The organism is Larkinella punicea, from assembly GCF_003334855.1.
Taxonomy (GTDB): Bacteria; Bacteroidota; Bacteroidia; order Cytophagales; family Spirosomataceae; genus Larkinella; species Larkinella punicea.
In genome coordinates this window covers 26,634-52,352 of sequence record NZ_QOWE01000038.1, presented here as the reverse complement: position 1 = coordinate 52,352, position 25,719 = coordinate 26,634, and the positions used below count along the sequence as shown (strand labels likewise).

Below are 25,719 nucleotides of genomic sequence, written 5' to 3'. Positions count from 1 at the left end.
CCAGGATGAACTCGGGTAACAGGAACTGAATCAGGGGCAAGAAACTCTCCAAAACAATACAGGTTTGATCAAAAACACAAACCTAAAAAAATCCTACGCCCTCCACAACTTTTGCTCTTGATCCCTTACGTCTTGCTCCTGAAATTTGCCCCGTTCCCCTAAAGGGGACTTGGACGCGATAAATCTGGATGCAAAAGTCCCCTTTAGGGGAACGGGGCAACAAGCGAAAGTCCCGCTATTCGTTCTCCAGACTGCTAAACGCGGCTTCCACACTCGTTACCGGCAATTGACAGGCGCGGTTGTAGCAGACGTAAATGGCGGTTTTTCCGTTTACCGTTGTCCGGTTTTCCAGCAATGGCAAATCACTTTCTGTCCGGGTTCCGGCCAAAATTTTATTGGGATAAAACCGTTGGTCAATCTCGCGACGGAACTGCTCCGCATCTGGCCCCACAATGGCCAGTTCGGCGGTTGGCTGCACCCGCATCGCGTAGAGCGCGGCCCAGTGCGTCAGGTAATCGGCATTTTGTTGCAGCAGGGGTTGCACCCGACCGAGCATAGCCGTGAGCAGATCCGTGTAAGCCGGAGCGCCATCGACCGCACGTTCCAGCAACAGGCTGAGCGCGTGGAGGTTGTGGGCCATCATGGAATTGGACGCTGGGATGACGTTATCAAAAACCTCCTTTTTTCGGGCAATCAACGGTTCTCCAACCTGATCGGTGAAAAAGAACAAATGGTCTTCTTCGTCCCAGAAATAATCGAGTGTGTAGCGGGTGAGCCGGTCGGCCTGGAGCAAATATTCTTCCTTGAATGTGGCCTGATAGAGTGCCAAAAAACCGTCGATGACAGCCGCGTAATCTTCCAGATAGGCCGTAATCGTAGCGACACCGTCCTGTTCCCTTACCCCGGATTTGTAGCTGTGCCAGAGTTGACCAGTTTCGGGATGGGTCAGTTTTTCCTGAACAAACTGCGCGTTTCGTTCGGCCAGATCCAGGAAGGAGGCTTCCCCGAAAACCCGGTAGGCCGTCACCAGTCCTTTAAGCATCAGGCCATTCCAGGAACACAGAATCTTGTCGTCCAGACCGGGTCGGACGCGCTGGTCCCGAACGGCCATCAATTTCTGGTGTGCAACAGAAAGTTTGTCGGCTAATTCCGCCTGAGACCATCCCTGCATCCGGGCAAAATCCTCATCCAGCACCACGCGGTGCAGAATGTTACGCCCAACGCCCGCGTGTTCTTCCCAGTTGCCATCGGGCGAAATGTGGTACAATTCACTAAACCATCTGAAATCGTCTTCCAGGATGGTTTGCAATTCCGCCGTCGTCCAGGTATAAAACTTGCCTTCGACCCCTTCGCTGTCGGCATCCAGTGCCGAATAAAAACCGCCTTCCGGACTGGTCAATTCACGCTGGAGGAAGTCAATCGTCTGGAAAACAGTCTGGCGATACAAGGGACTTTGGGTCAGGCTGTAGGCTTCGGAATAAAGCGTTACCAACTGGCCATTGTCGTACAGCATTTTCTCGAAGTGGGGAGCAAACCATTGGTCATCAACGGAGTAACGGGAAAATCCACCCCCGATCTGGTCGTAAATACCGCCCAGTGCCATGAAATCGAGCGTCCGGCGAATGTGGTTCAGAGCCTCTTCGTTTTTAGTAATGTGGTAATACCGCAGCAGAAAACCGTAGATGCTGGGCATCGGAAATTTGGGTGCCCGACGTGGGCCGCCTTTCACCGAATCGAACGATGCGGCCAGTTTTTGATACATTGCTTCGAGCAACTCCCGGGTAAAGGCCGGAGCGGCATCGGTCAGATAATATTGCTCCGTTACGCTCATGTTCAGTTGTTTGGCAAAACCCTCGGCGGATTCGGCCAACTGATCCGGGTGTTCGGCAAATGCCGAGCGCACACTGGTCAGCAGGTTCACCCACTGACGGGCGGGGAGATACGTCAGGCCGTAGAACGGTTTAGCGTCGGGCATCAGGAACACGTTCAGGGGCCAGCCGCCCTGCACCCCCATGGCCTGAACGGCATCCATGTAAATGGCATCGACATCGGGGCGCTCCTCCCGATCCACTTTAATACACACGAAATGCTCATTCATGACAGCCGCAACCGACTCATTTTCAAAGGATTCTCGTTCCATGACGTGGCACCAGTGGCAGGCCGAATACCCAATGCTCACCAGAATCGGTTTGTTCTCCTGTTGCGCTTTTTGCAGCGCTTCGGGGCCCCAGGGAAACCAGTCGACCGGGTTGTGGGCGTGTTGCAGGAGATAGGGGCTACTTTCTTGGGCAAGTCGGTTCATAGGGAATGGCTCGAAAGCACGGTTAGGTTGTCAATTTAACCCGGTTTGTCGGGTAGAAGTTTAGCCAGACCGGTTTTTATCCACGAAAGGATTATTGACGACACCAAATTTCCGTTTATTTTTACGGACGATTGTATTCGGTTACATCAATACGCCTTCCTCCCTTTTTATGAAAAACAACCCCCGTATTGTCAACGCCTGGTGTCTGTATGACTGGGCGAATTCCGTGCATTCGCTGGTCATCGTTTCCAGTATTTTTCCGGTCTACTTCAGCGCGACGGCTTTGAACGAAGCGGGCGGCAACGTCATTGATTTTCTGGGTTTTCCGGTGAAAAATTCAGTTCTGTTCTCTTATTCCGTTTCGGCCTCCTTTCTCCTGATTGCGCTACTAAGCCCTTTTTCGTCCGCTTTGGCCGATTACAGCGGTCAGAAGAAGTCGTTTATGAAGTTTTTCTGCATTCTGGGTTCCATCAGTTGCGCGCTCCTGTATTTCTTCACGCAGGAGACGACGACCTTTGCGGTTTTTTGTTTTATTCTCAGTTTGGTCGGTTGGGGCGGCAGCATCGTTTTCTACAATTCGTATCTACCCGAAATCGTGACCGAAGACCAGATCGACCGGGTGAGCGCGCGCGGTTTTACGATGGGGTACATCGGGAGTGTGCTGCTGATGGTGTTCAACCTGACCATGATTTTGTTCCCGCAATGGTACGGTGGACTGTCCAGCGCGATGGCTTCCCGGATTTCGTTTCTGACCGTGGGCGTGTGGTGGTTCGGATTTGCCATGCTTTCGTTCCGGTATTTGCCCAACGCCGAGCGCCGGATTCGCACCGAAACCTCGGGCAACTGGATTTTCAACGGTTTTCGGGAATTAAAGAAAGTGTATGCGCAGGTGCAGACGCAAACGTTGTTGAAACGGTTTTTGCTGGCTTTTTTTATCTATAACATGGCCGTCCAAACGGTGATGTACATCGCTACCATTTTTGGCAGTGACGAACTGAAATTACCCGCCCAAAGTCTGATCATCACCATTCTGCTCATTCAGTTGATCGCCATTCCAGGGGCCATTCTGTTTGCCCGGCTGTCGGGGCGGTTTGGCAACATTTACGCGCTGATGATGGCCGTAACGGTCTGGATCGGGATTTGCGTCGGGGCGTATTACGTAATGAGTGAAAACCAGTTCTATGCGCTGGCCGTGGTGGTCGGTTTGGTGATGGGCGGCATTCAGGCGTTGTCGCGGGCGACGTATTCCAAACTCATCCCGGATGGTACGCAGGATACGGCTTCGTATTTCAGTTTTTACGATGTAACGGATAAATTGTCCATCGTGATTGGGACGCTGATGTACGGACTCATCGAGCAGCTTACGGGGAGCATGCGCAACAGTGTTTTGGCGTTGCTGGTGCTTTTTGTGGCCGGATTGCTGCTGCTGTGGCGAATTCCTTCACAAAAAGTTTACCGCGTTCGTTTGGAAACCGAAGAAATCTCCTAATTTTGTGGCCTGAAACGACGACAGGATGTTAGCTCAGTTGGTTCAGAGCGCCGCCTTGACAGGGCGGAGGTCAGCGGTTCGAGCCCGCTACGTCCTACAATACGAAGCTTATCACTTAACCGTGGTAAGCTTTTTTGTTACTTCCCGCATCCAGATTTCCCGACCGGCGCAATTCCAGTGCGCATCGCTGGTTTCATACAGCGGAACCGAACTGGCGGTATAAGGCGTGTAGACATCGATTGCCGGAATGGCAAGCCGGGGATTTTGCTGAACGCGTTCGATGAGATGATTGTAGGGCAGCGGTCCCATGCCCGGTGCGTAAATGCTGGTTTTGTTGGGAATAACGGATAGAAACACCTGATCAAAACCGGCTTTCCGATACCGGTCGGCCACCACATTGATCGTATCGATGTACCGGTTCAGGAGCGAATCGGGCAGGGGCCTGAACGATGAGTTCGTCAGCGATGTATCCGTATCGAGGTAATACAGCAAGTGTTTTCCGTCGGGCGACAGGGTCGTTTTGGGATTCACGCGGCCGAACCAATCCAGCGTCAGCCAGGCTTTCAACTCCTTGAACCACAGCGCCCAGTCCGAAAAGAACAGGATGGTTTCCAGCCGGGCTTCGACGGCATCCCGTGAAAAAAACGTTTCCATTTCCTTCGTAATGCTTTGCCAGGTCATGCGGTTTTCGGGCGTCGGTTCGGCCTGGGTGGTGTCTGATACCACCGTCAGTTCGTCGATGTGTTTCCCAAACTGATCCCGGAAATGGCGCTCAACGGATTCGATGATCAGGATGTTGGTTTTGGTCGTATCCAACTGAACCCGGTGGTGTGTGTCCCACTTGGTGCGGTGAAAATATTCAATCGGGAAGTCGTTCAGCGTAACGCGCGGGGGTTCGGAAAAACTATCGCCAATGATGTACAGATGAATGGGTTTCCGCGGACCATCGGCCGGGTAGGCGGGCGGACAGGGAATCTGTTCGGCTTTAAACTGGGGTAAATTCGCCATCCGGTACAGATCACCGAAGCGGTAATCGTCGGGAATCAGTCCCTCTTTCTGGGCCGAATTCATGACATCCGAATGACAACTCCCGACGTAAACGAGAATTCCAACGAGCAAAATCAAATACCGGGCAATCACGCCAATGTTCATAGACTCCTGCTTAACGCAACTTCACCGACCAGATCTGAACGGCTTTGTTGTCAGTACTGTAGACAAATAATTTATTACGGGTAGCCGAAAACTGCAACTCCACCGGGAAATTTCCCGGAATGGGCCGGTCACCAATCGGACGGCCCGCGAGGTCGTAAATCGTGGTAAAATTACCGGATTTTACGCTGATCAGATTGACACCGGAACCCAGAATGTGGTAACGGATGGTCGTCTGCCCCGGTCGTAATCCCCGCACTTCAAACAACGAATTGCCTTTTCGATCCAGAATGGCCGCTTCCGTATCCGACGTCCGAAGCAACAAATAACCATTCTGATTCACTTCGGGCAGCAGTCGGAAGGAACCGCGTCGGATGGGCCGAACCAGTTGGTTCCGCTCCAAAACCTTTCCATCGGCCGAAATACTGAGCAGTTCGCCTTGTCGCGTCAGGGTGGTGAGGGTTGTCGGATTTCCACCTTCCAGCCAGGCCGGTCCGGTTAGTTCCGCTTTTAAATCAAGTGGAAAACCGGGGGCAAAACCGCCATTTTCGTTCCAGTAAAACAGTTTGCCGTCTTTTTGAACCGAAGCCACCGAAAGGGCCTGGTTGCGAACGGCTGCGTGAAAAGACGATACGCCCTCTCCGCCGGCATTATTCACCGGAAATTGCCGGACAAACTGCTTCCGCTGCCGGTCAAAACCGTACACACTGCCGTTTGCATGGAGCATGAGCAGAATCAGGGAGCGGTTTTGATCGCGCCGGGGGGCCATCATCGTCCGAGGTTCAAGGCCTTCCGGCAATGGGATCGATTGCAATTTGGCCAGACCATTCACCGGGTCGGCTATGTATAAGGAACGGGCCGTTGCAAACGCGTATTGCAAACGTCCATTGCTCAGATAATCGACCGGCACCATCGGACTGATCACCGGGCCATTGACTGACCCCATCGGATGTTTTTCGCCTTCGGGGGTAATGAGCAGAAATTGCTGGGATTGATCGACCGCCCAGATGGCCCCGGAGCTGCCGACAAAATCGCCGATGACCATCGGCTGACTCAGCAGGGGAGCATTGAGGGCAATTTTTCGCTGGAGAAAAATCCGGTTCAAAACCGCTTCGCTGGCGCGCCGGGTTGTGTGGCCCAGAATGAGTGTCGAATAAATCCGTTCCCGTCCGTAGGTACTTTGGTAGATCAGGTTTTCGACATTGTCCAGTGCCGTTTCGTCATGGTTCAGCAATTGTTGCCAGGATTGCGGCCAGTTGGCGGTAACCGATTCACCCGCCCGGCTGAAACGGGTGTAGGCCGTAAAGTTGGCGGGGCGCAGGGTCTGGGTTAGCAAATCCCGCTGGCGGTAGGATTCCGACCAGACTGTTCGTTGCTCGACGGATTGCAGGTATTCCTGCAAAACGCCCTGCCCGTTCGCAATCACCAGGTAATCGCCCACCTGGGCCAGCCAGTTTTGCTCGAAACCGCGAAACAGGCCGCCAAACAGAAACGCCGGCAGGTTGGGAGCTTCGATGGACGAAATCCGGTAGCGCAGGAACGGTTTGGAACTCGACAGACGATCGGTGCCGGAAGCCAGCAGGGCCGCAAGCTGGTAGCGATCCCACAAACGATCGACATTGGGCGAGTGAATCAACATCACCAGCCGTCGGTCGGCGCTGGGAGCATCCATCCGAAGCAGCGCCATTTCGTTGCCGACGTATTTATAAATGCCGTTTTCTTCGTTCTGCAACAAAGGGCGGAGTTTCCGGCGACCCTCGCGGGTGTCGTCTTCGTCTTCCGAGTTGATAAACGCCGTCAGGGCCTTGCCAAACCGGGGGCCGTCGCTCAGGCTAAAATGAAAAAGCGTGGTCGTCTGGTCGGGAATGAGCGCACCACAATTGATCTTAAAAGGGGTTTGCCGGTCGAAGAGATTGGCAAGGGCGCTTTTGGAACCAATGTCGTCCGTCGACAGGCCGATGAGGTGGGAGCGGGAAGCCGACTGCCGAAACCGGGTTAGTAACTCCGTGGGTAAGAGGGCTTTGATGTATTTTGACTGGTAATCGGTGCTTTCCTCCTTCGGCGAAAGAATGGCCGACAACACCGAACTGCGAACGTAAATGCCCGCCAGATTACCCGGCCGGATCAGCGTCACGTCGGCCCGTTGCAGGGGCGTTTCGGTAAACGATTGTTTCATCCGCCGAACGACGCTTTCCATCAATATTGTTGAAGGACTGCCGATCAGGTAATCGTCCAGCACGACGAACGACCCCAGGGATTCGTTGCGGACCGTGAGCAGTTCATGAATCCGGGTGTCTTCGTACGGATGGCTGAGCACCCGGAAGCGGTCGGCATTGGGGTTCAGGATGCGGTCGACAAACGGTTGATCCTGCAAGGAGCGGATGGGAATGTAAAAGATGAACCCCAGCCGGTCTTTGGACGTGGGATGCAGCGAATACCAGATCGGTTTTCCGTTCAGAAACTGAATGGCGCTGGCGGTGTCGAGGGGTGCCCAGACGAATTTTTCGAGGCTGTGGGCAGCTTCCTGAAAAACCGGGGTAGTCTGCAGGGCCATTTCGTTCAGCCGGGCCTGTTTGGAGAGTGTATCCTGCAAGGTCGCACTTTCCAGAACCAGCAGTGCATCCGACGGAATCAGCATCCAGGTCGAACGGGCGGGTGCTTTCCACCAGCGATACCCGAAGTAGCCGCCGAGAATCAGCGCCAAAATCCCAATGCCAATCCAGAGCTGCTTTTTGGTCATGTAGGTGAGTTTGAGTAGTAGACCATTGACGATCGACCGCTGACCACCGTCGATCGTCAATGGTCAGCGGTCAATCGTCAAAAATAAAACGCAGACCGGGCGGATTTTCGCAGATAAAATCTGTGGAGATCCGTTCAATCTGCGTCATCACGGGCGACCGGGCGCATTCCTGGCAGGGGGTTGCTTACAGTTTAACGGGCTGCTTCACATCCACGGCTTTCAGGGCTTTCACTTTCGCGCCCAGTTCCAGGCGGAATTCTGCCAGTTCCCGGAAGCTTTGCAAACAGACTTTGATCAGTTTCCAGCGTAAAATGGAAACCGTACCCGTCAGTCGTTCTTTGTGAACGATGGGAATGTCGAAGGTTTTCTGACCGGCTTTCCGCGCCATGACAGCCAGGAAAATATTAGGCGCAAAGGGCGTCGGGTCCGGCAGTTGTTCCAGCAGTTTTTTCAGGTAGGCTCCGTTGATGAGCCGGAACGGAATGTTGCTGTCTTTGATGTAGGTTCCGTAAATCAGAAACAGGCTGAACTTCAGAATCCGGGTGATGACCAGCCGGGCGGGTGCATCGAAGCGAATCTGGCGGTAGCCCAGAATGAAATGGGATTCATGGCGTTTGGCCCACAGCTTGGCAAAATCGTCGGTTACAAACTGGTCGTCGCTGTCGGTTTGGAATACGTATTCCGAACCCATGGCGACGGCGTGGCGGTAGCCCCGAACGACAGCATTGCCGTGTCCACCATTGGGCGTATGAACAACCTCCAGTTTGGTTGGATATTTGGGTTTCAGCGAATCCAGGATGGCACCGGTGCGGTCTTTGGAACCGTCGTTGATCACAATCAGACGCGTATTTTCAGTTGGAAATTGCCGGGTGAGCAGATCGACCCAGGTTTCTACTACCTCGTGGATACACTCTTCCTCGTTGTAGGCCGGCATTACTATTGACAGGTGTAAACTCATTAGCTGGTAGCAGACTTATAAGTGGCAACGTTGACCAAATGCGTTCGAATTGCCGGTTTGACGAAATTAATTAGGCAAAGATAAGGAAATCGGAAGTAGGAATTGTCCTACCTCCGCACTTAGATTTATTCAACGGGCATGTTTCCGGAAAATCAATACGAAAAGCGGTCTTTTAAGGCATTGAGCGGCTTCTCGACTACATACCAGGAAACGGTGGCTAACAGTACCGTAATCCCGTAAAAAAACAGAAATTTAAGCGTCGTATCGGCTCCGGTATCGACCAGAAACGGCATCTCCCGCAGGACCCGGTTCCAGGCCCGAACGGTAATAAAATCGGGTGGTGTGTGGTAATAATTAAATACCAAATTATGAAATAAATACAATCCGTAGCTGATGCGGCCCAGGTAGTTGCTCACCGGATGTTCGAGCACCCACTTGGCCAGACCGCCGTAGCCCACGACGCTTTTTCCGATGATGAAAAAGCAGAACAAGGAGGTGAAAAACCGGTCGAAAACGTCCGTATACACATTCCGTAACGAAGAGGTCGTTGACATCAGATACACATTGAGGGCGTAGAAAGCCAGACTGGCCAGCAGAAAACCCGTATTGCCAACCAGCTTGTTGAACTGCTCCCGGCGAAAAACCATCAGGAAGGCCAGCACTCCGCCCAGGCCGAAAGCATCCAGACAGGCGGGCATGAAAACAAACTGCACCATCCAGGGCGCTCCGGTCACGAACAGGTACACCCGCAAAAGGAAGGCCAGCCCCACCAGCGATGCCAAAACCACCGGCAACCGGCGGAGTGGCAGGAACAGCACCAGAAACGGGAAAAAGATGTAATACTGCTCTTCTACCGCCAGCGACCAGAGGTGATCCAGCGCGCCAAACCAGGTCTGGTGAATGATGATCCAGAAGTTTTGCGTGTAGGTCATAAACCAGACGAAATTCTCCCGGGCAGCCTGAAAACCGATCAGTGCGAGGATGATGATGGTCAGGTAATAGATGGGGAAGATCCGCAAACTCCGCCGGATGAAAAACTGCCGCAGCGAATGCCCGTGCGTCCGCTGAAGCCGGTCATCCGCCTGCTTGCTGTGAATCAGGATGCGGGTGATCAGAAAACCGCTCAGGACAAAAAACAGGTTGACGCCAAAATACCCCAGCGGCAGGCTGTTTTTCTCGCCCAGCCAGTGATCGAGCATCACCAGCGTGACGGCCAGAAACCGCAGTCCGTCTAACTGAATGAGGTAAAGTTTCTCTTTCGATGGGATTTCGGTCGCTGGTGTCAAGAGGGACATGGGTTAATACGTGGTGGTGTGACGAAAAACTGCCGGGCTCATTTCCAGCCGTAGCGAATCGTTGCGGTTGGTCAACAGGGCCATTCGGTATGTTCCCGGTCTGGTGGCTTCTTTCGGAACCTGCGCCAGAAACGCCGGGCTAAAATAGCCGGTTTTGCTGGATTTCAGGTCCGACTCCGGCACTGAATAGGGGCGAAGGGGCCGGGCCGGGTAGACGTAACTGCTGTCTGCCCCCAGCAGCACGATGTAGGAGCCGTTTTCGGGTCGTTCCAGCGTGGGGTTCGCGGCATCCTTTTTGAAAACGTTCAGAAAAAAATGCGCTTCGTTGATGCGGTCGAAAACCGCCGTGGTATCCTTTGGGGCGGTTTGTACGGCGTTGATGTAGGAATCAGAAGACGGCTGGGGGTGATACACCGATTCAAAGGCCCGTTGTTCTCGGATCGGGGTTTGCAGCCGCCAGGTCAGGTACGACGCCACGGTTTTCCGGCGCTGGTTGATGACGCCTTCCAGACATTGGTAATCCGCATACAGGCTGATCGGAACGGTTACTACCAGCGCGACGGCCCAGACAAACCGCAACCAGTCCTGCTTCTGATAAATCCAGAGAGCGTAGAGGTAACAGATGCTGATGAACAGCCCCGAATAGATTTTGTACCGGCTTTGGAGCATGTACCCCGCTCCGCCGAAACCCACGCGGGCATACACCGTCATGGCATCCGTCGCCAGCAGAAACAGCAGACTGCCGCCGAAAAAAGCGGGCCAGAACCAGGGCATCGCCGGGATGGAACGGCGGTTGGTCAGAAAATACGTCAGCAAAAGCCGGATCAGTTGCCAGATTGCAAACCCGATGAACAGAACGCCCACCAGAATGGTCAGCCAGATCGGGTTGTCATAGCCAATGGCAACGGGTTTGGGGTAGGGATAGGTGTCGACAAAACCACCGACGAACACAAAAAAAGCTTTGATCCACTGCCCGAAGCCGTAGAGATAAGGCGAAGGGAAAAAGGTGATGCGGTTATAGCTGTAAAAGTAGACAATCACACACGCCAAACCGACCACCAGCCAGAGCGCTCCCCGGCGGAAGTGCCGCTGCCCGAACAGCAACATCGCACCGATCAGAAAGATGAGAAAACCGTTCCCGCTGGTGAAACTGGCGACCGTGGCCACGAGCAAAGCCGCCCCAAATGCCCGGCGCGATGGATAGGCGAGCAGATAAAAGGCCCCTAGTGCGAAAACCAGGATGTAAAAATTCTGGATGGAAGCCATCGCCCAGATCAGGTTCTCGTGCGATTGCAGTGTGAAAAGCAGAAACGGCACCGGCAGAAAATAATACAGCGGCAAACGGGTTTTCCGGAAAACTGCATACAGCAGTGATAACAAAACCGCCAGACCGCTGAACCCGACCAGCGTGAGGTTATAGTAGTTGAGTTGTCCGGTGAGTTTGTAATACAGAAAGAAAATGCTGCGGGTCCAGACGATCCGGTGTTCCCAGTGCTGGTCGAACAGCCGACTGAGTTTGCGGAGGGTTCCCGTGTCGCTTTTCAGGGAAATCAAATGCGTCTGAACCAGGTAATCATCCCAGTACGGAAGGTCGATGGCGTATTTTAAAACCGTTGCGCCAACCAGAAAAACCGGCGTCAGGAGTAAAAATAGCGTGATCGATTTACGGAATACCTGCATACTACCAGTTTTTCTTAAAGGATTCCAGCGGCTTTCCGGTCGAAACAACCTGACGTCCGGTGTTATAAAACCGCCACTCCGAATTGGGGCCGACGGCCAGAATCTGGAGGTTATACGTACCTGCTTCCAGTTCGGCTTCGAGAAATTGCGCCGTGAAACCGGAGCCGAAAGTGGCCGCCGGTTTAATCCATCGCTTGCGACTGCCGGAAAGATTCTGACGGGTTGGAAAAAGATAGATTCGGCGGGGCGACCGCGCAATCAGGTAGGCACCCTGGTCGCGAATCCCCAGCGTTGGAAAGGAGTCCACCCGAATCACAAACTCGTTGTTGGCTTTAAAAAGCGTATCCAGTCGGATAACGGCAGCCGGTTTGGACTCCTGATAGAGAGCAGACAACTGCGCATCGTAAAAAGCCGGCGCGTTATCGACCCATTCGCGGGTCTGGGCATCGATGGTTGAAACCGGCCGGTTTTGGGTATACGTCCAGTTGAATTGCATGGTGGCCAGGTAATTTCTCAAATTGATGGTTTCGTCTAAATAGGTCGTATACGAAAAAAAAGCGATTAGCAGACTGAAACCGGAGGCTAAAACCGCCGTCAGAAACCGGCGTGAAGGGCTCGCGTTGGCAATCCAGAACGAAAACAGAAAAGCCAACAAGGTCAGAGAGTAGATTTTGTAGCGACTGGTGGTGAGCGTACCCAGACCAAATCCCACGCGGTTGAAGGCCACGACGAGGCCCGTTCCGACCAGAAAGGCCACACCACCGAGAAAAAACAACTGCCACGGGCTCAGTTTAATCCCGCGAAAGCGTTGCCAGAGCGTCGAAAAGCCCGTCCATGCGGCCAATCCAACTATCATAATCCCCAGAATCAGGCAGGTGAGCATAAAATTCTGAATCGGAAAAGCCTCGGCGGATGCCCCGTTGAAGAGAAACCAGCCGTGGATTTGATCCAGCAACGTGCCCTGATCGGCGGGATTACCCGGCGGTTTCTGGTAGCTCAGAAAATAGAGCCGGAAGGTGACGGCCAGTGCGGCCAGCCAGCGGAGAACGCCCACGTAATCCTGACGCAGAAAAATCAGCACCAGACCCACCGGCCAGATCAATAGGCCATTGCCGCTGGTGATCGTGGCCACAACGGCCAGCAGAATGGCCACCCAGCTCACCCGGTTTTTAAACGCCAGTTCGTAGAAGGCAGCAATGGCGAGCGCGACCACCGTAAAGTTTTGCAGGGCTGCCATGCCCCAGAACATATTTTCCCAGTGGGATAGGTTGAAAAGCAGCAGCGAAACCGGTAGGGCCATCCAGACGGGCGCATTGGCTTTTCGCAACGCCCTGACAAACACGACCAGTAGCGCAACCAGGCTGAGGCTTCCCACCACCATGAGGTGGATGTAGTTCAGCTTGCCGGTGAGGTTATAATCCAGCCAGGTAATCAGCCGGTCGTAGACAATGCGGTGTTCGTTGTGTTGCCGGAAAAACTCGTACACCTTGTCGCGGAACGAATCGGCTTTCTCCAGATTGAAGAGAAAGGTCTTCAGAATGTGGTCTTCAAACTTCGGAACATTGATGGCGTAGCGGCTGAATACCCAAAAATAGACCAGGATCGGGACCAGCAACACCATCCCGCCCAGGAAGACGGATCGTTGAGAAACCGCTTTCGGTCGGATTTCCTGAACCGCTCCCGCTTGTGTTTTCGATTCCATTCGGTCAACTCAACAAATCCTCTCTGGTTCCCTCTGATGTTCTCTGATCAACCCTGTGTAACGATCGTATCATAAAAAAGACGCCAGTTTTTCCTGAATAGACGTAGCATCCAGGCCGGATTGCTGCTGGTGATAACTCTGATCGCCATACAATCCGTCGGGATAGCCCTGCGCCGACAAACTGACAAACTGCCGGAACGACAGGCCATTTTCGAGTAATTTAACCGACAATTGCTGCGCCAGACCGCCAATGCTGACGTGTTCTTCCACAATCAGCAGATTTTTCGCTTCCGCCCATTGCTGGCCCAAATCCGACGGCAAATCCAGCGGCAGATTCAGGGCGGTGTAGACGTCGAACTGATTGCCAAGGGCGTCGGACGTTTGCAGGGCTTTCAGCACATTGGCGGCTACCGGCCCCAGGGCTACAACGGTTCCTTTCGGGTTTTCGCTGCTCACCACTTTCTTGAACGATCCGGTGGTTTCGCTGCCTTCGGGGGTTTTCGGTCCGGCACCGAGCCGCAAATACGCCGGGCGACCTTCGGAAACGATGCTATCGACAATCGAATCAATTTCGTCGGCAAAGGCCGGAATCCAGGTTTTGACGTTCTGCAAACCGCTCAGGCAGGCCAGGTCTTCGATGGCGTGGTGCGTCGAGCCCATGATGCCGTAGCCGTAGCCACCACCGTTGCCAACCAGAAAAACCGGCAAATTGTGCAGACAGGCATCGTTGCGAAACTGTTCGAGACAGCGGTACACCGCAAAGGGCGCGATGCTGTAACAGAACACTTTATACCCTTTATAGGCCATTCCGGCGGCCACGCCGACCATGTTCTGTTCGGCCACCCCCGCGTTGATGAAGCGCGGCCCCATGATGGCGGCCACGTTTTCAAGCGCATTGTATCCCAGGTCGCCCGTGATGAAGATGATTTTCTCATCAGCCGCAGCAATCCGTTCCATCGCAGCAGAAAATTCTTTACGCATTCTAGTATGGTTTTGGTTTCGCAGAGTTGAGCGGAGGAAAGCAGAGTTAAGCGGAGTTTTTTTATATTTCTCCGCTTAACCGCACGGGCGGCCCCGTCCCCTTTTCTCCGCTCAACTCTGCGAAACAACTCTTTTTTCTTTATTTTGTCTTTCTCGCTTCTACCAGCGCCCGGATTTCGGATGCGGTTTTATAGAGTTGTTCGCCTTTTCGAACCTTGGTGCGGATGAATTTGGGTCGCTTTTTCGTTTCTTCAAAAATCTTGCTGATGTATTCCCCGACAAACGACACCCCCAGCAAATTGATGCCACCGAACAGCATGACCAGCACAATAATGGTCGAGATTCCGGCAGGGGTGTTCGGGAAGAATACAAATTTAGCCAAAATCTGCCAGAGAATGCCCAGCAGCGACAAACCTGTTAGCAGGAATCCGGCGTAGGACATCAATTCGAGCGGGGCAAAACTGAAGGAGAAAATGGCTTTTTTCGCCCACCAGATGTTCTTCGTCCAGTTGTTGGTCGACACGCCGAACATCCGCTCAGGCCGCACATAACCGACGCCGGTTTGCTTGAAGCCCACCCAGGCCCGCAGTCCGCGCAGAAACTGCTCGGTTTCGGGCAGGGCCACGAGTTCGCGCACCACTTTCTGATCGATCATCGAGAAATCCCCCGCATCGACCGGAATGTTGATGTACGACATTTTCTTGAACAGCCGGTAGAACGTCCGGTAAAAGAAATGAACGTGGGGCGGCATTTCGCGCTGCACCCGAACGCCATACGTGACGTCAAAACCCTGCTGCCATTTTTCGTAGAAGCTGGGAATGATTTCGGGCGGATCCTGCAAATCGCCGTCCATCAGCACCACGGCATCGCCCGAGGAGATTTCCATGCCGCTCAGAAATGCTGACTGCGAACCGAAATTGCGCGAATGCGTAATGCCGATCACGTTGGGGTCTTTCGCGCAAATACCATCAATGACTTCTTCCTGGTTGTCCGGCGAATTGTCGTTCACGAAAATGATTTCGTACCGTACCTTCATCTCGTTGAACGTCTTGACCAGCCGATCATACATATACGGAATGGCCTGCGCGTCTTTGTAACAGGCAATAATGGCCGTAATAACCGGGTTGAGCGTCGGGTTGGCGAAAGCGGGCAATACACGCTCGGCGTACTCGTGCTGGATCTGCCAGTCGGCGGTTTTCCGGAGTCCAACGCCCAGGGGCGTCCGGGCTTTCCAGCCCAGATCGGCGTTGGCGGCTTCGGGGTCGCCATACCAGTCGCTGAGGTCCCATTGCCGGTTTCCCATGCTGCCCCAGACGGGTTCGATGGTCAACCCAAAGGTGTTGCGGGTTTCGTCGACCAACTCGCGCATGGTCGTTTTCTGGCCCGTTGCAATGTTATACGACCGTCCGCTGATGGTTTTGTCGACTTTCAAAGCGGCCTGAACAAAGGCTTCTACGCAATCATCGATGTAGACAAAATCGCGGCTGATGTCGGGCGAAACCAGTGGGGGCAGGGTGTCTTTCCGGGCTTCTTCCACCAGCCGGGGAATCAGCCGGTCGGGTTCTTCCCAGCCGCCGTAAATTGAATACAACCGCAGGTTCAGGGTTTTGAGGCCGTGGACACGGGCGTAAAATTCCAGCATATAAGCCGCCGAAACTTTCGAAACGGCGTAGTGACTGTTGGGTTCGACGCGGTCGGTTTCTTTCGGGGCGGTGCAGTTAAAACCGTATTCCGAGCTGCTGCCGGCGTGGATATACACCGTGTCGGGTGTGCAGTTTTCGAGGATGTTGACCGTCCCGTTGACGTTGGTTTCGTAGGTCAGGTTGACGTTTTTCTGTTTGCTGTAGGCCCCGTATGCCGCCAGATTGAAGATGGTGCGGGGTTTGTAGCGGTCAAAAATCTCTTGAACCGATTTATAGGAAAGTATATCGCAGTGAATGACATTTTCCGCCGGAACGTTCAGCAACTTCAGCCGCCAGGCTTTGGTGGCGTCGTGCGTCAGGGCATAGCAATCCTTGCGGAGCTGAAAAATCTGATCGAATAAATTGGCACCGATAAAGCCGCTGGCTCCGAAGACGAAAATGGGTCCTTTTAGTTGAAGGATGCTGTCCTGGTACGGTAGGATCTGTTTAGACATTCGTGGTTAACTTGTAAATGTATTTACCTTTTTTAGAAACACCCGTCAGGTTTCCAAAACCTGACGGGTGTTTCTAAAAAAGGCTTCAAGCGGTAAAATACCGGTCGTTTATATCGTTGCAGGCCTGATCGTAGAGGTCGGCGGTCATGGGTAAATAATGCCATTCGAGCCGGTTTTCCATATACGAAACGCCTTTGCCTTTCACCGTATGGGCAATGATCACTTTGGGCTTGCCGTTGGTTTGCAGACGAAGCGTGTCGAGGATCACGAGCAGGGCTTCCACATCGTGTCCATCGGCTTCGACGACGTCAAAACCAATGGCTTTCCACTTTGCCACATCGGCGGTGTCGCCAAACACGTCGGCGGTGGGGCCAAATCCCTGCAAACCGTTTTTGTCGATCAACACGGTCAGGTTATCCAGCCCCTGCTGCAGGGCGTAGTGGGCGGCTTCCCAGGTGGTGCCTTCGTTGGTTTCCCCGTCCGACATCAGCACGTACACGGCGTTGGTGTTGCCCTGCAATTTGTTCGCGTGCGCAATGCCCGACGCAATCGGAAAACCGTGGCCGAGCGAGCCGGTGGCAAACGGAATGCCTTTGTGTTTGTTGGGCGCGGGGTGAGCGGGCAGGGTGGTGCCGTTTTTGTAGAATGATTGCAGTTGTTCGTCCGAAATTTCGCCCAGGTGATTCAGGCAGACGTAGAGGGCCGCTGCGGCATGTCCTTTCGACAGAATAAACGTGTCTTCTTCCTGTTTCCGCAGAATCAGTGAGGCAATCATCATATCGAGGCAGCTCAGCGAGCAGCCAATGTGGCCGGCGTGGGCCTTATTATACAATTCGAGAACCTTCAGCCGCAGTTGGCCGCTGAGGGTCGTAATATCGGTTGTGAGTGCTGGTGAAGTCATTTAATACCTGTATTTCGTTCCTTCGAGGTCAAAGATAGTGATTTTCTGGCCCGTCTTGCCTTTGACCAGTACAATCTTATCCCGTTCCATAGGGTCGATGCGCTGGTAATAGGTGGCGTCTTTCGGCAAATAGATGTTGACCAACTGCGCATCGATAATGGCATACGGTCGACCACTTTTGTCGATATCGGAATATTCCCGGCGTTTCAGCGACGGATACAAAACCGTATCGCCGGGGGCATAGAGTGCTTCAATTTTCTTCGCGGATTCCCGAAACGGATTGGTGGTGCGGGGAACGGAAAACGACGTATACTTCGCTGCCGTATCGTTATAGATGCGTTGCAACAGTTGAATGACCAAACCGCCCTGAATGATCAAAACCGCCGTCAGGGGTAAACTAAGCCACAATTTTTGCGTCGAAAGTTTCCGAATCAGGATGGCAACCAGGATGATCACGTACGGAAATGAAAAACCGGAATACCGCTGGGTCAGCCCGTAGGTATGCCCGGAGCGGAACGCCATCAGGATCAGAAACAGGGTGGGAACCACCGAAAGCAGCACCAGAAAAACGATCAACGGGCGGTCGTTCGGCCTGAAATCTTCCAGCAAAGCCACAATCATCAAATAGAAAAGAGGCAGCGTCGCCGACAAAACCAGGTGCTGCAACGGATAAATGCTGTAGAACGCCAGCCCGGCCAGCATTAGAACGGGCAGCACGAATTTGACCCATTGAGGGGGCTGGCGCTGGTTCCGATACCGGTAAATAAGGAATACCGAAAGCAGGCCGATGAGCAGTGCAACCCCCACATTCCGGTAACCGGCCGTCGCCGTCGCCAGGCCGTTGGTAAACAGCACCAGATCGCTCCAGATGGGCAGCGACCGCCAGAAAACGTTGGGAATCGTGGCCGGAAGAATCAGGCCAAAACCGCTGTTCACGGGGTTGGTCAGCGCCAGGTTGCGGTAGAAGACGGCCTGGTGGTTCAGGGTGAAAAACGTGGATTGCCCACCGCCGAAAATCATCCACAGCGATACAAACCCGATGGCTACGGCAAAGGACGCGCCCAACTTATACCACATCGGCCATTTACGGACGTAGAGCAACGCGTACAAACCATGGCACAGAAAAACCGTAACCGTCAGGTAATGAGATAGAATGGAGGTCGCAATGAGCGCGCAATAGCCCAGGTAGAGCTTCGTCGGTGCTTTCTTCTTCTGCTCTTTCTCCATGATGATCAGAAAAACATGGGTCGACAGCAGTGTCAGAAAGAACGTCATCGAGTAGTTGCGGGCGATGTGGCTGTGGGCGATGAACAACGGCTCGATGGCTGCAATGAACGCGCTGATCAACGCCAGCCGGGTCGCCGATTCCGGTTCCAACCGAAAATGGCGTTTTGCAAAAAAATAGAGGAGTAAAACCGTTAGTGTGCTGAAGATGATCGATGGAAACCGGATCGACAAATCGCTGAGGCCGAAAATCTCTTCCCAAATCCACAAAACCGCATAATAAGCGGGGCTGTGCCCAATGTCACTCCGTTGAACAGCTTCACTGAAATCGGCGAAGGTTTTGGGTTTCCAGAACTCTTTGGGGGTAAAATAAGGCGAATCTTTCTTGTCGAACACATCGTGTTGATTGGCTCCTTCCATCGCGATACACTGGCTGATGAGGAGCGTCGCCTTTTCGTCAAACCAGATACCGTAGGTGTCGGATCGGTAAATCCGGAGGATAAAAGCCAACAGAATAATTCCGGACAGAATAAAAACAGACGTTCGACGAGGGGGCGATAGAGACATTAATCCAATACTATAACTTTTCTGCGGGTAAAATTAAACTGATTTGTGGGACTTTACATTTTCAGGATCGTAAATTCTACTCTTCGGTTCAACCGACGCTTCTCTTCGGTCTCGTTACTGGCGATCGGTTTGCTCGGCCCCCAGGCTTTGGTCTGGATGCGCAGGTCGGGGATACCCTGCGCCAGCAGGTACTCCTTAACGACCCGAACCCGATCCTGCGACAGTTTCATATTAAGGTCCCAAACCCCCTGGTTGTCAGTGTGTCCATCGACCTGAATTTCCATCGTTGGGTATTCTTTCAGCATCTGCACCACGCGGTCGAGTTCGGCCGTAGAGCCGGTTAAAAGAATGGCTTTGCTTTGTTCGAAGAGAACGTCGCGCAGGACGACCCGCTGCCCGGCTTTGATCGGCGTTAAAATCAGATTTTTCCGGATTTCCTTGAAGCGTTTGTCTTTGCTGAGGTCGATCCATTCGGTAGACGGGAAGTAGCCTTCGCGTTTTGCCGTCAGATTATAACTGCTCGACATGGCCAGCAACAGTTTGAAGTCACCGGTTTCGGGATCGTAATTAACCCGGCTGTTTTCTTTGTTTTCGGGGGCAATTGTTGAAAAAACCTCCGCAGCGACCGGTTTTTTAGTAACACCGTCGATGACCTGGCCCGATACAATGGCCACAGGATCGGGTTTGATGGCGGGGTACAGTTTCAGCCGAAAAATATCTTCGCCACCCATCGAATTCTGAATCGAACTCAGATAGGCGTAATCGCCGGTGGCCGGAATGGTGAAATAACCGTCCCATTCCGGGGTGTTGATGACCGGCCCCAGGTTTTCCGGTTCCGACCAGTTGGTCCAGGAATCGTCGAGCCGACGGCTGACGAAAATATCCCCATTCCCATATTCGGGCCGCCCGGCAGACGTAAAATAGAGCGTTCGGGAGTCGGAAGCCACGAAAGGAGCACCTTCGTATTCGGCGGTATTCAAAACCGGCCCCATGCTGACCGGTTCGCTCCATGTTTGGTTCGGTTGTAAAAATGAGACGTATAAGTCCTTATTTCCCAGCGAATTTCGGCGCTGGACGGACAATACCATCGTTTTGCCATCCGGCACAATCGCGTATTCAGTGTACGCATTTTTGTGGAGATTGTGGTTGTTGGCAATCACACATTCGACCGGGAACGACCAGCCATTCTTGCCCAGCGTCGATTTGGATAAACCGTAGGTCACGGAACCGTCGGGTTTGTAGACGTTGATGAGGTAAATGGTTCGGCCATCCGGCGACATGCCGCTGACGGCGTTATCGGCGGTTGTATTGATCGGTGGGCCGATATTGATTGCGTTTCCCCATTCGCCATTCGGTTGGAGCGTTGAATACCAGACGTCCTGGCTTTTGGGGTCCCCGGTATTGCGTTCGTGTTGCCCCCGCGTGAAATAGAGCGTTTTGCCGTCCGGCGAAATCACCGGCGCTACTTCTTGTCCCCGTGAATTGACCTGCGAACCAATGTTTTCCTTTACCAGATCCTTGGGAGCGTCTTTGGAAACGTTGATACCAATGTCGATGGGCTGCGGATCGGACGAAATTCCGATGGCGTCGATCTGGTTCGGCCCTTTAATCCGGTTGGGGCTAATGACCAGTTTGATGGTGTTGGCGGTGATGACCGGATCGGTGGGGGCAATGCGGAGGATGGGGGTTTGCCCACTCTCCGCGATCTGGGCCGAAGGACCCATCTGATAAACGGGGATTTCCCGCCCCGATCCGTCGATGATCAAAACCTGGCTAATGGCGCCGGGGTTTCCGCTCTGGAAAATGGCGATCTGGTGAATGGGAATGGCTGCGGCAAACCGGACGGTTATCCATTCCTCGTTCGGGCCGTCGGGGTAGAGCGGTGACCAGGCGCAGACGTTGTCGCCAACCTGCGGCAACCGGTTCGGTTTTCCCAAGATTTGATTCGCCCGGTATTGCTGCGAATAGGCTTCCCCCCGGCCTTCCGACGAAAAACCCACGACGGAACTGGCCCACTGCACGGTTTGACCCGAAACCGCAGGTACAAGAAGCACCACACATCCCAGCACTAGTAAGACTCCCCGGATCATGTAAGTTAAATTATGAATGATGAGTTAGAGTTAAGAATGATGAGTTAAGAGTTAAAAGGATGAATCCGCATCCTTAAACCAAGATAGCACTTATAATTCTTAACTCTTAACTCATAACTCTTAATTCGTATACACCTTATATTCCCACGGTTTGAGGGCAAACGTCAGGGAGTTGCGCAGTTCGGCGGGCTGGCGGCTGAACACTTCGGTATAGACGCCCTCAAAACCGTCGCCGTTGAGCCGGATGGTTTGGGGCGTTGGGCTGAGGTTGACGATGACAATGACCCGGTCGTTTTCCTGCTGGCGGTAAAAAGCGTACACTTTGTCGTCTTTCTCCGTCGGAATTTTGATCAGCGGACCACCGGCCAGGCCGTTCCAGAGCGCCTGGTTGCGGTGTTTCAGGGTCAACAGGGTTTTGTAGAAATCCGTTTTGCTGTAATTGCCCCAGTAGATCGGGTCTTTTTCGTAGAACTTTAGCCGTTTGCTCAGGTTGGATTCCATGCCGTTATACACCAGCGGCATGCCATCAAAGGTGAACGCCAGCACCGTGAAGGCATCGACGCCATTGCCAAACAGTTCGGTTGGGGTGCCGACCCAGGCATTCTCGTCGTGATTTTGTGTAAACTGCATCTGGTAATAGCCACGCGGAAACCGTTCCTTGTTGTGGGCCAGCAGCGAATCGAGGGCAGATGCCGGGCGTTTGCCTTTGGCAATCAATTTCATAAGCTGGTAGGTACTCCAGCTATAATTCATGTTAAAACAATCCTTGAAATGCTCGGGCTTGTCTTCCCACTCGGCCAGCATAAAGACGGTTTTGATGCTGTCGAGTTTGGGACGGACCTCGCTCCAGAAATCATCCGGGACATAGCCGGCGACTTCGCAACGGTAGCCGTCGATGTCGCATTCACGCACCCAGAACTGCATGGCGTCTATCATGGCGCGCCGGAGTTCCGGGTTCTTGTAGTTGAGGTCAAACACGTCCGGGCGATCGGTCACCTTGCCCTGGTCGTCAATCGGCGGACTCATCTTGCCGTTGATTTGGGTATACCAGTCCGGGTGTTGTTTCACCCAGGTGTGGGCGCGGCCGGTGTGGTTAGGCACCCAGTCGATGATCACGTGCATGCCCAGGTCGTGAGCCTGTTTGACAAGGGCCTTGAAATCGGCCAGTGTGCCGTAGTCTGGATTGACGGCTTTGTAATCTTCCACGGCGTACGGATTGCCGGGCAGGGTGCGCTGGTTTTCTTTGCTGATGGGGTGAATCGGCATGAACCAGAGAATATCGACGCCGAGTTCTTTCAGGCGGGTAAGTTGCGTTTCAACGGCTTTGAACGTGCCTTCCGGTGAAAATTGCCGGATATTGATTTCGTAGATGGTCGCGTTTTTGGCCCAATCGACGGTGGGAATTCGACTTTGAACCACGCTGGAGTCGTTGACGCTGGTCGGATCGTTCCCGGTGGTTGGCGTTTGCTTGCAGGACAGAACCGAGAAAAACAGCAAACTTCCCAACAGTAAACCACAAAATATTTTCGTATACATGCCTGATTAAAAAGGTCGTGTAAATTGACTAAGCTTCCGTTTATACCGGCCGGGCGGTCTGGCCAAACTGTTTCAGGGTATGAATTGCTTCGGCGGGGTCGGCGGCCCGAAAAACGGAACTGCCGGCCACCAGCACATCGGCACCAGCCTCTACCAAAGCCGCTACATTATCATTCCCTACTCCACCATCTACCTCAATAAAAGCGGTTTGACCCGAAGCGGCCAGTAGCCTGCGCAGTTTTCGGATTTTCTGCAAGGTATGCGGAATAAACGATTGTCCGCCAAATCCCGGATTGACCGACATCAGCAGAATCAGGTCAACTTCTTCGAGAACATCCGCCAGCAACTCCACCGGCGAGTGCGGATTCAGCGCCACCCCCGCCCGGCAACCGGTTTCCCGGATCTGGGTCAGCGTGCGGTACAGGTGCGTACAGGCTTCAAGGTGAACGGTGATCGTGCCCGGCCGGTCGGGATTGGCAGCACCCGCTCGGGCAAACGCGTCGACATACCGCTCCGGCTGCACAATCATGAGATGAACGTCTAACGGTTTGGTAGCGTGGCGGTTAACGGCTTCACAGACGGGAATGCCAAACGAAATATTGGGTACAAAAACGCCATCCATCACGTCCACGTGAATCCAATCGGCCTCACTGCGGTTGAGTAATTCAACGTCGCGTTGCAGGTTTGCAAAATCAGCAGCCAGGATAGAAGGGGCAATCAAAGGTGGAATCATGAAGGCGTTTTTAGTGAAATAATGTTTCCGAATAGCAAAAGTTGACACCAAAATTAATTCTTTTGTTGGAACAATTCGAACCGGATGCCCGAGTCCGTACAGGATTTAGTATGATTGCAGTTTAATTTGGATATTACTGACGCCTGCGTAAACCCGGTGCAATTTTAGTTTAAAAATAGAATGAATCCTCAGGAACGAATCGCTGAACTTACTGATCGGCTTAATCATTATAACTTCCAGTACTACCAAAACAGTATTTCAGAGGTCGATGATTTTACCTTTGACCAACTACTGGAGGAACTAACGACCCTGGAACGGCAACACCCCGAATTCGGTCGGCCCGACTCCCCGACGCACCGCGTGGGTGGCACCATCAGCAAGGAATTTGCCACGGTTTTTCACCGGTTTCCGATGCTGTCGCTGGGCAATACCTACTCGGAAGCGGAGTTGACGGAGTTCGATGTCCGGGTGCAAAAAGGGCTCAACGGGGCGGCTTACGAATACATCTGCGAACTGAAATTCGACGGCGTTGCCCTGAGCCTGGCCTACGAAAACGGGATTCTGGTGCGGGGCGTCACCCGGGGCGACGGCGTCCGGGGGGATGACATTACGGCCAATGTTCGAACGATTCGCACCCTGCCGCTGAAAGTGAACGGTTCCAATGTGCCGCCGTTGTTTGAAGTCCGGGGTGAAGGCTTTTTGCCACTCGCTGAATTTGAGCGCATTAACCGCGAACGCGAAGACATTGGCGAACCGTTGCTGGCCAATCCGCGCAATGCGGCTTCCGGCACCTTCAAGCAGCAGGACTCCGGTGCGGTGGCCAAACGGCGGCTGGATTGTTACCTCTACTCGTTTTTGTCGGACCCGGAAGTGTTTGAAACCCACGAAGAAAGTCTGGTGGTCATGAAACAGTGGGGCTTCAACGTGTCACCCACCTGGCGGAAATGCGGTTCGATTCAGGAGGTGATGGCGTTCATCAACGAATGGGAAACCCGGCGGTTCGAACTGCCGCTGGCGACGGATGGCATCGTCATCAAAATCAATCGCTACGACCAGCAGCGGGAACTTGGCTTCACGGCCAAGAGTCCGCGCTGGGCTATTGCCTTCAAATACAAGGCGATGGCCGCTACGACGGTGCTCAACAGCGTTTCGTATCAGGTTGGGCGGACGGGGGCAGTAACACCGGTGGCCAATCTGACACCGGTTTTGCTGGCCGGAACGGTCGTCAAACGCGCGTCGCTGCACAATTCCAACGAAATTCAGCGGTTGGGCGTGATGCTGAACGATGCGGTTTTTATCGAAAAAGGGGGCGAAATTATTCCCAAAATAACCGGTGTCGACCTCAGTCAGCGAACCGAAGCCAGTTTGCCCATCGTTTATCCGACGCTTTGTCCGGCCTGCGAAACGCCTTTGGTGCGGAAAGAAGGCGAGGCTCATTTTTACTGCCCGAACGAAAAAGCTTGCCCCCCGCAGTTGCAAGCTCGTTTCGAACATTTTATCCAACGGCGCGCCATGAACATCGAAAGCCTGGGCGAAGGCAAGATCGAAATGCTGATCGACCGGGGATTGGTGCGCAGCCCGGCTGATTTGTACGAACTAACCGTGGAGAAACTGCTGGGCTTGGAGAAAGTATTTACCGACCCGGAAACCGGCAAAAAGCGGGTCGTCAGTTTGCGGGAGAAATCCGTCGAAAACATCCTGACGGCCATCGAACGCTCGAAAGCCCAGCCTTTTTCGAATGTGCTGTTTGCCATCGGCATCCGGTATGTCGGCAACACGACGGCCGAAAAACTCGCGGATTATTTTGGCAACATCGACGCGCTCCGGGCGGCTCCCCATGAGGCATTGCTCGGCGTTCCGGAAGTGGGCGACCGGATTGCCCAGAGTGTGGTGGCCTGGTTTGCCGATCCCGACAATCAGGTATTTGTCGAACGGTTGCGGCTGGCAGGCCTGCAGATGGAAACGGACCGGGTAGCGGTGGAGAGAAAAGGGGAGACGCTGGTCGGCAAAACGTTTTTGTATACCGGCACATTCGCTAATTTCAGCCGCGAAGAACTCGAAAACGAAATTGAAGCCCACGGCGGAAAGCTGTTGAGCGGGGTTTCCAAGAAGTTGAATTACCTGATTGTCGGCGAAAATCCGGGGCCGTCGAAAGTGGAGAAAGCCACCAAAATGGCGGTTCCGATGATTGGAGAAGATGAGTTTCTGGCGATGTTGAATGGGTAGGAACCGACT

At 53.4% G+C, this 25,719-nt stretch carries 16 protein-coding genes and 1 tRNA gene; 3 read left to right on the top strand and 14 right to left on the bottom strand.

Annotated elements, in window-relative coordinates; all coding sequences use genetic code 11:
• Nucleotides 1-235: 235 nt before the first annotated feature.
• On the bottom strand, nucleotides 236-2,302 hold the full coding sequence (locus tag DUE52_RS30875; RefSeq protein ID WP_114410004.1) for a thioredoxin domain-containing protein: 2,067 nt from the start codon (nucleotides 2,300-2,302) through the stop codon (nucleotides 236-238).
• A 169-nt stretch (nucleotides 2,303-2,471) separates the two neighbouring features.
• On the opposite strand from DUE52_RS30875, the gene DUE52_RS30870 reads away from it, so the two are divergent.
• Nucleotides 2,472-3,791 (top strand): MFS transporter, encoded by a 1,320-nt coding sequence (locus DUE52_RS30870; protein WP_114410003.1) that lies wholly within the window; start codon nucleotides 2,472-2,474, stop codon nucleotides 3,789-3,791.
• A 22-nt stretch (nucleotides 3,792-3,813) separates the two neighbouring features.
• A tRNA-Val gene (locus DUE52_RS30865) sits at nucleotides 3,814-3,888 on the top strand.
• 14 nt (nucleotides 3,889-3,902) lie between these two features.
• Here DUE52_RS30865 and DUE52_RS30860 read toward each other — a convergent pair.
• The 13 genes from DUE52_RS30860 to rpe all read right to left on the bottom strand — a co-directional run bounded on the left by DUE52_RS30860 (nucleotide 3,903) and on the right by rpe (nucleotide 23,484).
• The gene (locus DUE52_RS30860) at nucleotides 3,903-4,943 is read right to left on the bottom strand and encodes an alginate O-acetyltransferase AlgX-related protein (RefSeq protein ID WP_114410002.1); all 1,041 of its coding nucleotides are present in this window, start codon (nucleotides 4,941-4,943) and stop codon (nucleotides 3,903-3,905) included.
• A gap of 10 nt (nucleotides 4,944-4,953) precedes the next feature.
• Nucleotides 4,954-7,740: a hypothetical protein gene (locus DUE52_RS30855; RefSeq protein WP_133299990.1), complete on the bottom strand. Its 2,787-nt coding sequence runs from the start codon at nucleotides 7,738-7,740 to the stop codon at nucleotides 4,954-4,956.
• A gap of 124 nt (nucleotides 7,741-7,864) precedes the next feature.
• Complete coding sequence (locus tag DUE52_RS30850; protein ID WP_114410000.1) at nucleotides 7,865-8,638, bottom strand: glycosyltransferase family 2 protein; 774 nt, start codon at nucleotides 8,636-8,638, stop codon at nucleotides 7,865-7,867.
• A 152-nt stretch (nucleotides 8,639-8,790) separates the two neighbouring features.
• Complete coding sequence (locus DUE52_RS30845; RefSeq protein ID WP_114409999.1) at nucleotides 8,791-9,933, bottom strand: acyltransferase family protein; 1,143 nt, start codon at nucleotides 9,931-9,933, stop codon at nucleotides 8,791-8,793.
• 3 nt (nucleotides 9,934-9,936) lie between these two features.
• Entirely contained in the window at nucleotides 9,937-11,613 is a 1,677-nt protein-coding gene (locus tag DUE52_RS30840) for a TMEM165/GDT1 family protein (protein WP_114409998.1), read from the bottom strand.
• A gap of 1 nt (nucleotide 11,614) precedes the next feature.
• Nucleotides 11,615-13,315, bottom strand: coding sequence for a hypothetical protein (locus tag DUE52_RS30835; RefSeq protein WP_114409997.1), 1,701 nt, complete (start codon nucleotides 13,313-13,315; stop codon nucleotides 11,615-11,617).
• Between the two features lie 69 nt (nucleotides 13,316-13,384).
• Nucleotides 13,385-14,296 (bottom strand): transketolase family protein, encoded by a 912-nt coding sequence (locus DUE52_RS30830; RefSeq protein WP_114409996.1) that lies wholly within the window; start codon nucleotides 14,294-14,296, stop codon nucleotides 13,385-13,387.
• Nucleotides 14,297-14,435: 139 nt separating this feature from the next.
• Nucleotides 14,436-16,433, bottom strand: coding sequence for an NAD-dependent epimerase/dehydratase family protein (locus tag DUE52_RS30825; RefSeq protein WP_114409995.1), 1,998 nt, complete (start codon nucleotides 16,431-16,433; stop codon nucleotides 14,436-14,438).
• A gap of 85 nt (nucleotides 16,434-16,518) precedes the next feature.
• Nucleotides 16,519-17,334 carry a transketolase gene (locus tag DUE52_RS30820; RefSeq protein WP_114409994.1) on the bottom strand — a complete coding sequence of 272 codons (816 nt, stop codon included), beginning with the start codon at nucleotides 17,332-17,334 and terminating at the stop codon, nucleotides 16,519-16,521.
• Nucleotides 17,335-19,068, bottom strand: a complete 1,734-nt coding sequence (locus DUE52_RS30815) for a glycosyltransferase family 39 protein (RefSeq protein ID WP_310587840.1) — start codon at nucleotides 19,066-19,068, stop codon at nucleotides 17,335-17,337.
• Between the two features lie 110 nt (nucleotides 19,069-19,178).
• Complete coding sequence (locus tag DUE52_RS30810; protein ID WP_114409992.1) at nucleotides 19,179-21,215, bottom strand: OmpA family protein; 2,037 nt, start codon at nucleotides 21,213-21,215, stop codon at nucleotides 19,179-19,181.
• 120 nt (nucleotides 21,216-21,335) lie between these two features.
• Nucleotides 21,336-22,751 (bottom strand): alpha-amylase family glycosyl hydrolase, encoded by a 1,416-nt coding sequence (locus DUE52_RS30805; protein WP_114409991.1) that lies wholly within the window; start codon nucleotides 22,749-22,751, stop codon nucleotides 21,336-21,338.
• Nucleotides 22,752-22,791: 40 nt separating this feature from the next.
• On the bottom strand, nucleotides 22,792-23,484 hold the full coding sequence (gene rpe, locus DUE52_RS30800; RefSeq protein WP_114409990.1) for a ribulose-phosphate 3-epimerase: 693 nt from the start codon (nucleotides 23,482-23,484) through the stop codon (nucleotides 22,792-22,794).
• 180 nt (nucleotides 23,485-23,664) lie between these two features.
• Between rpe and ligA the strand changes: the two genes are divergently transcribed.
• On the top strand, nucleotides 23,665-25,710 hold the full coding sequence (gene ligA, locus DUE52_RS30795) for an NAD-dependent DNA ligase LigA (RefSeq protein WP_114409989.1): 2,046 nt from the start codon (nucleotides 23,665-23,667) through the stop codon (nucleotides 25,708-25,710).
• Nucleotides 25,711-25,719 lie beyond the last annotated feature (9 nt).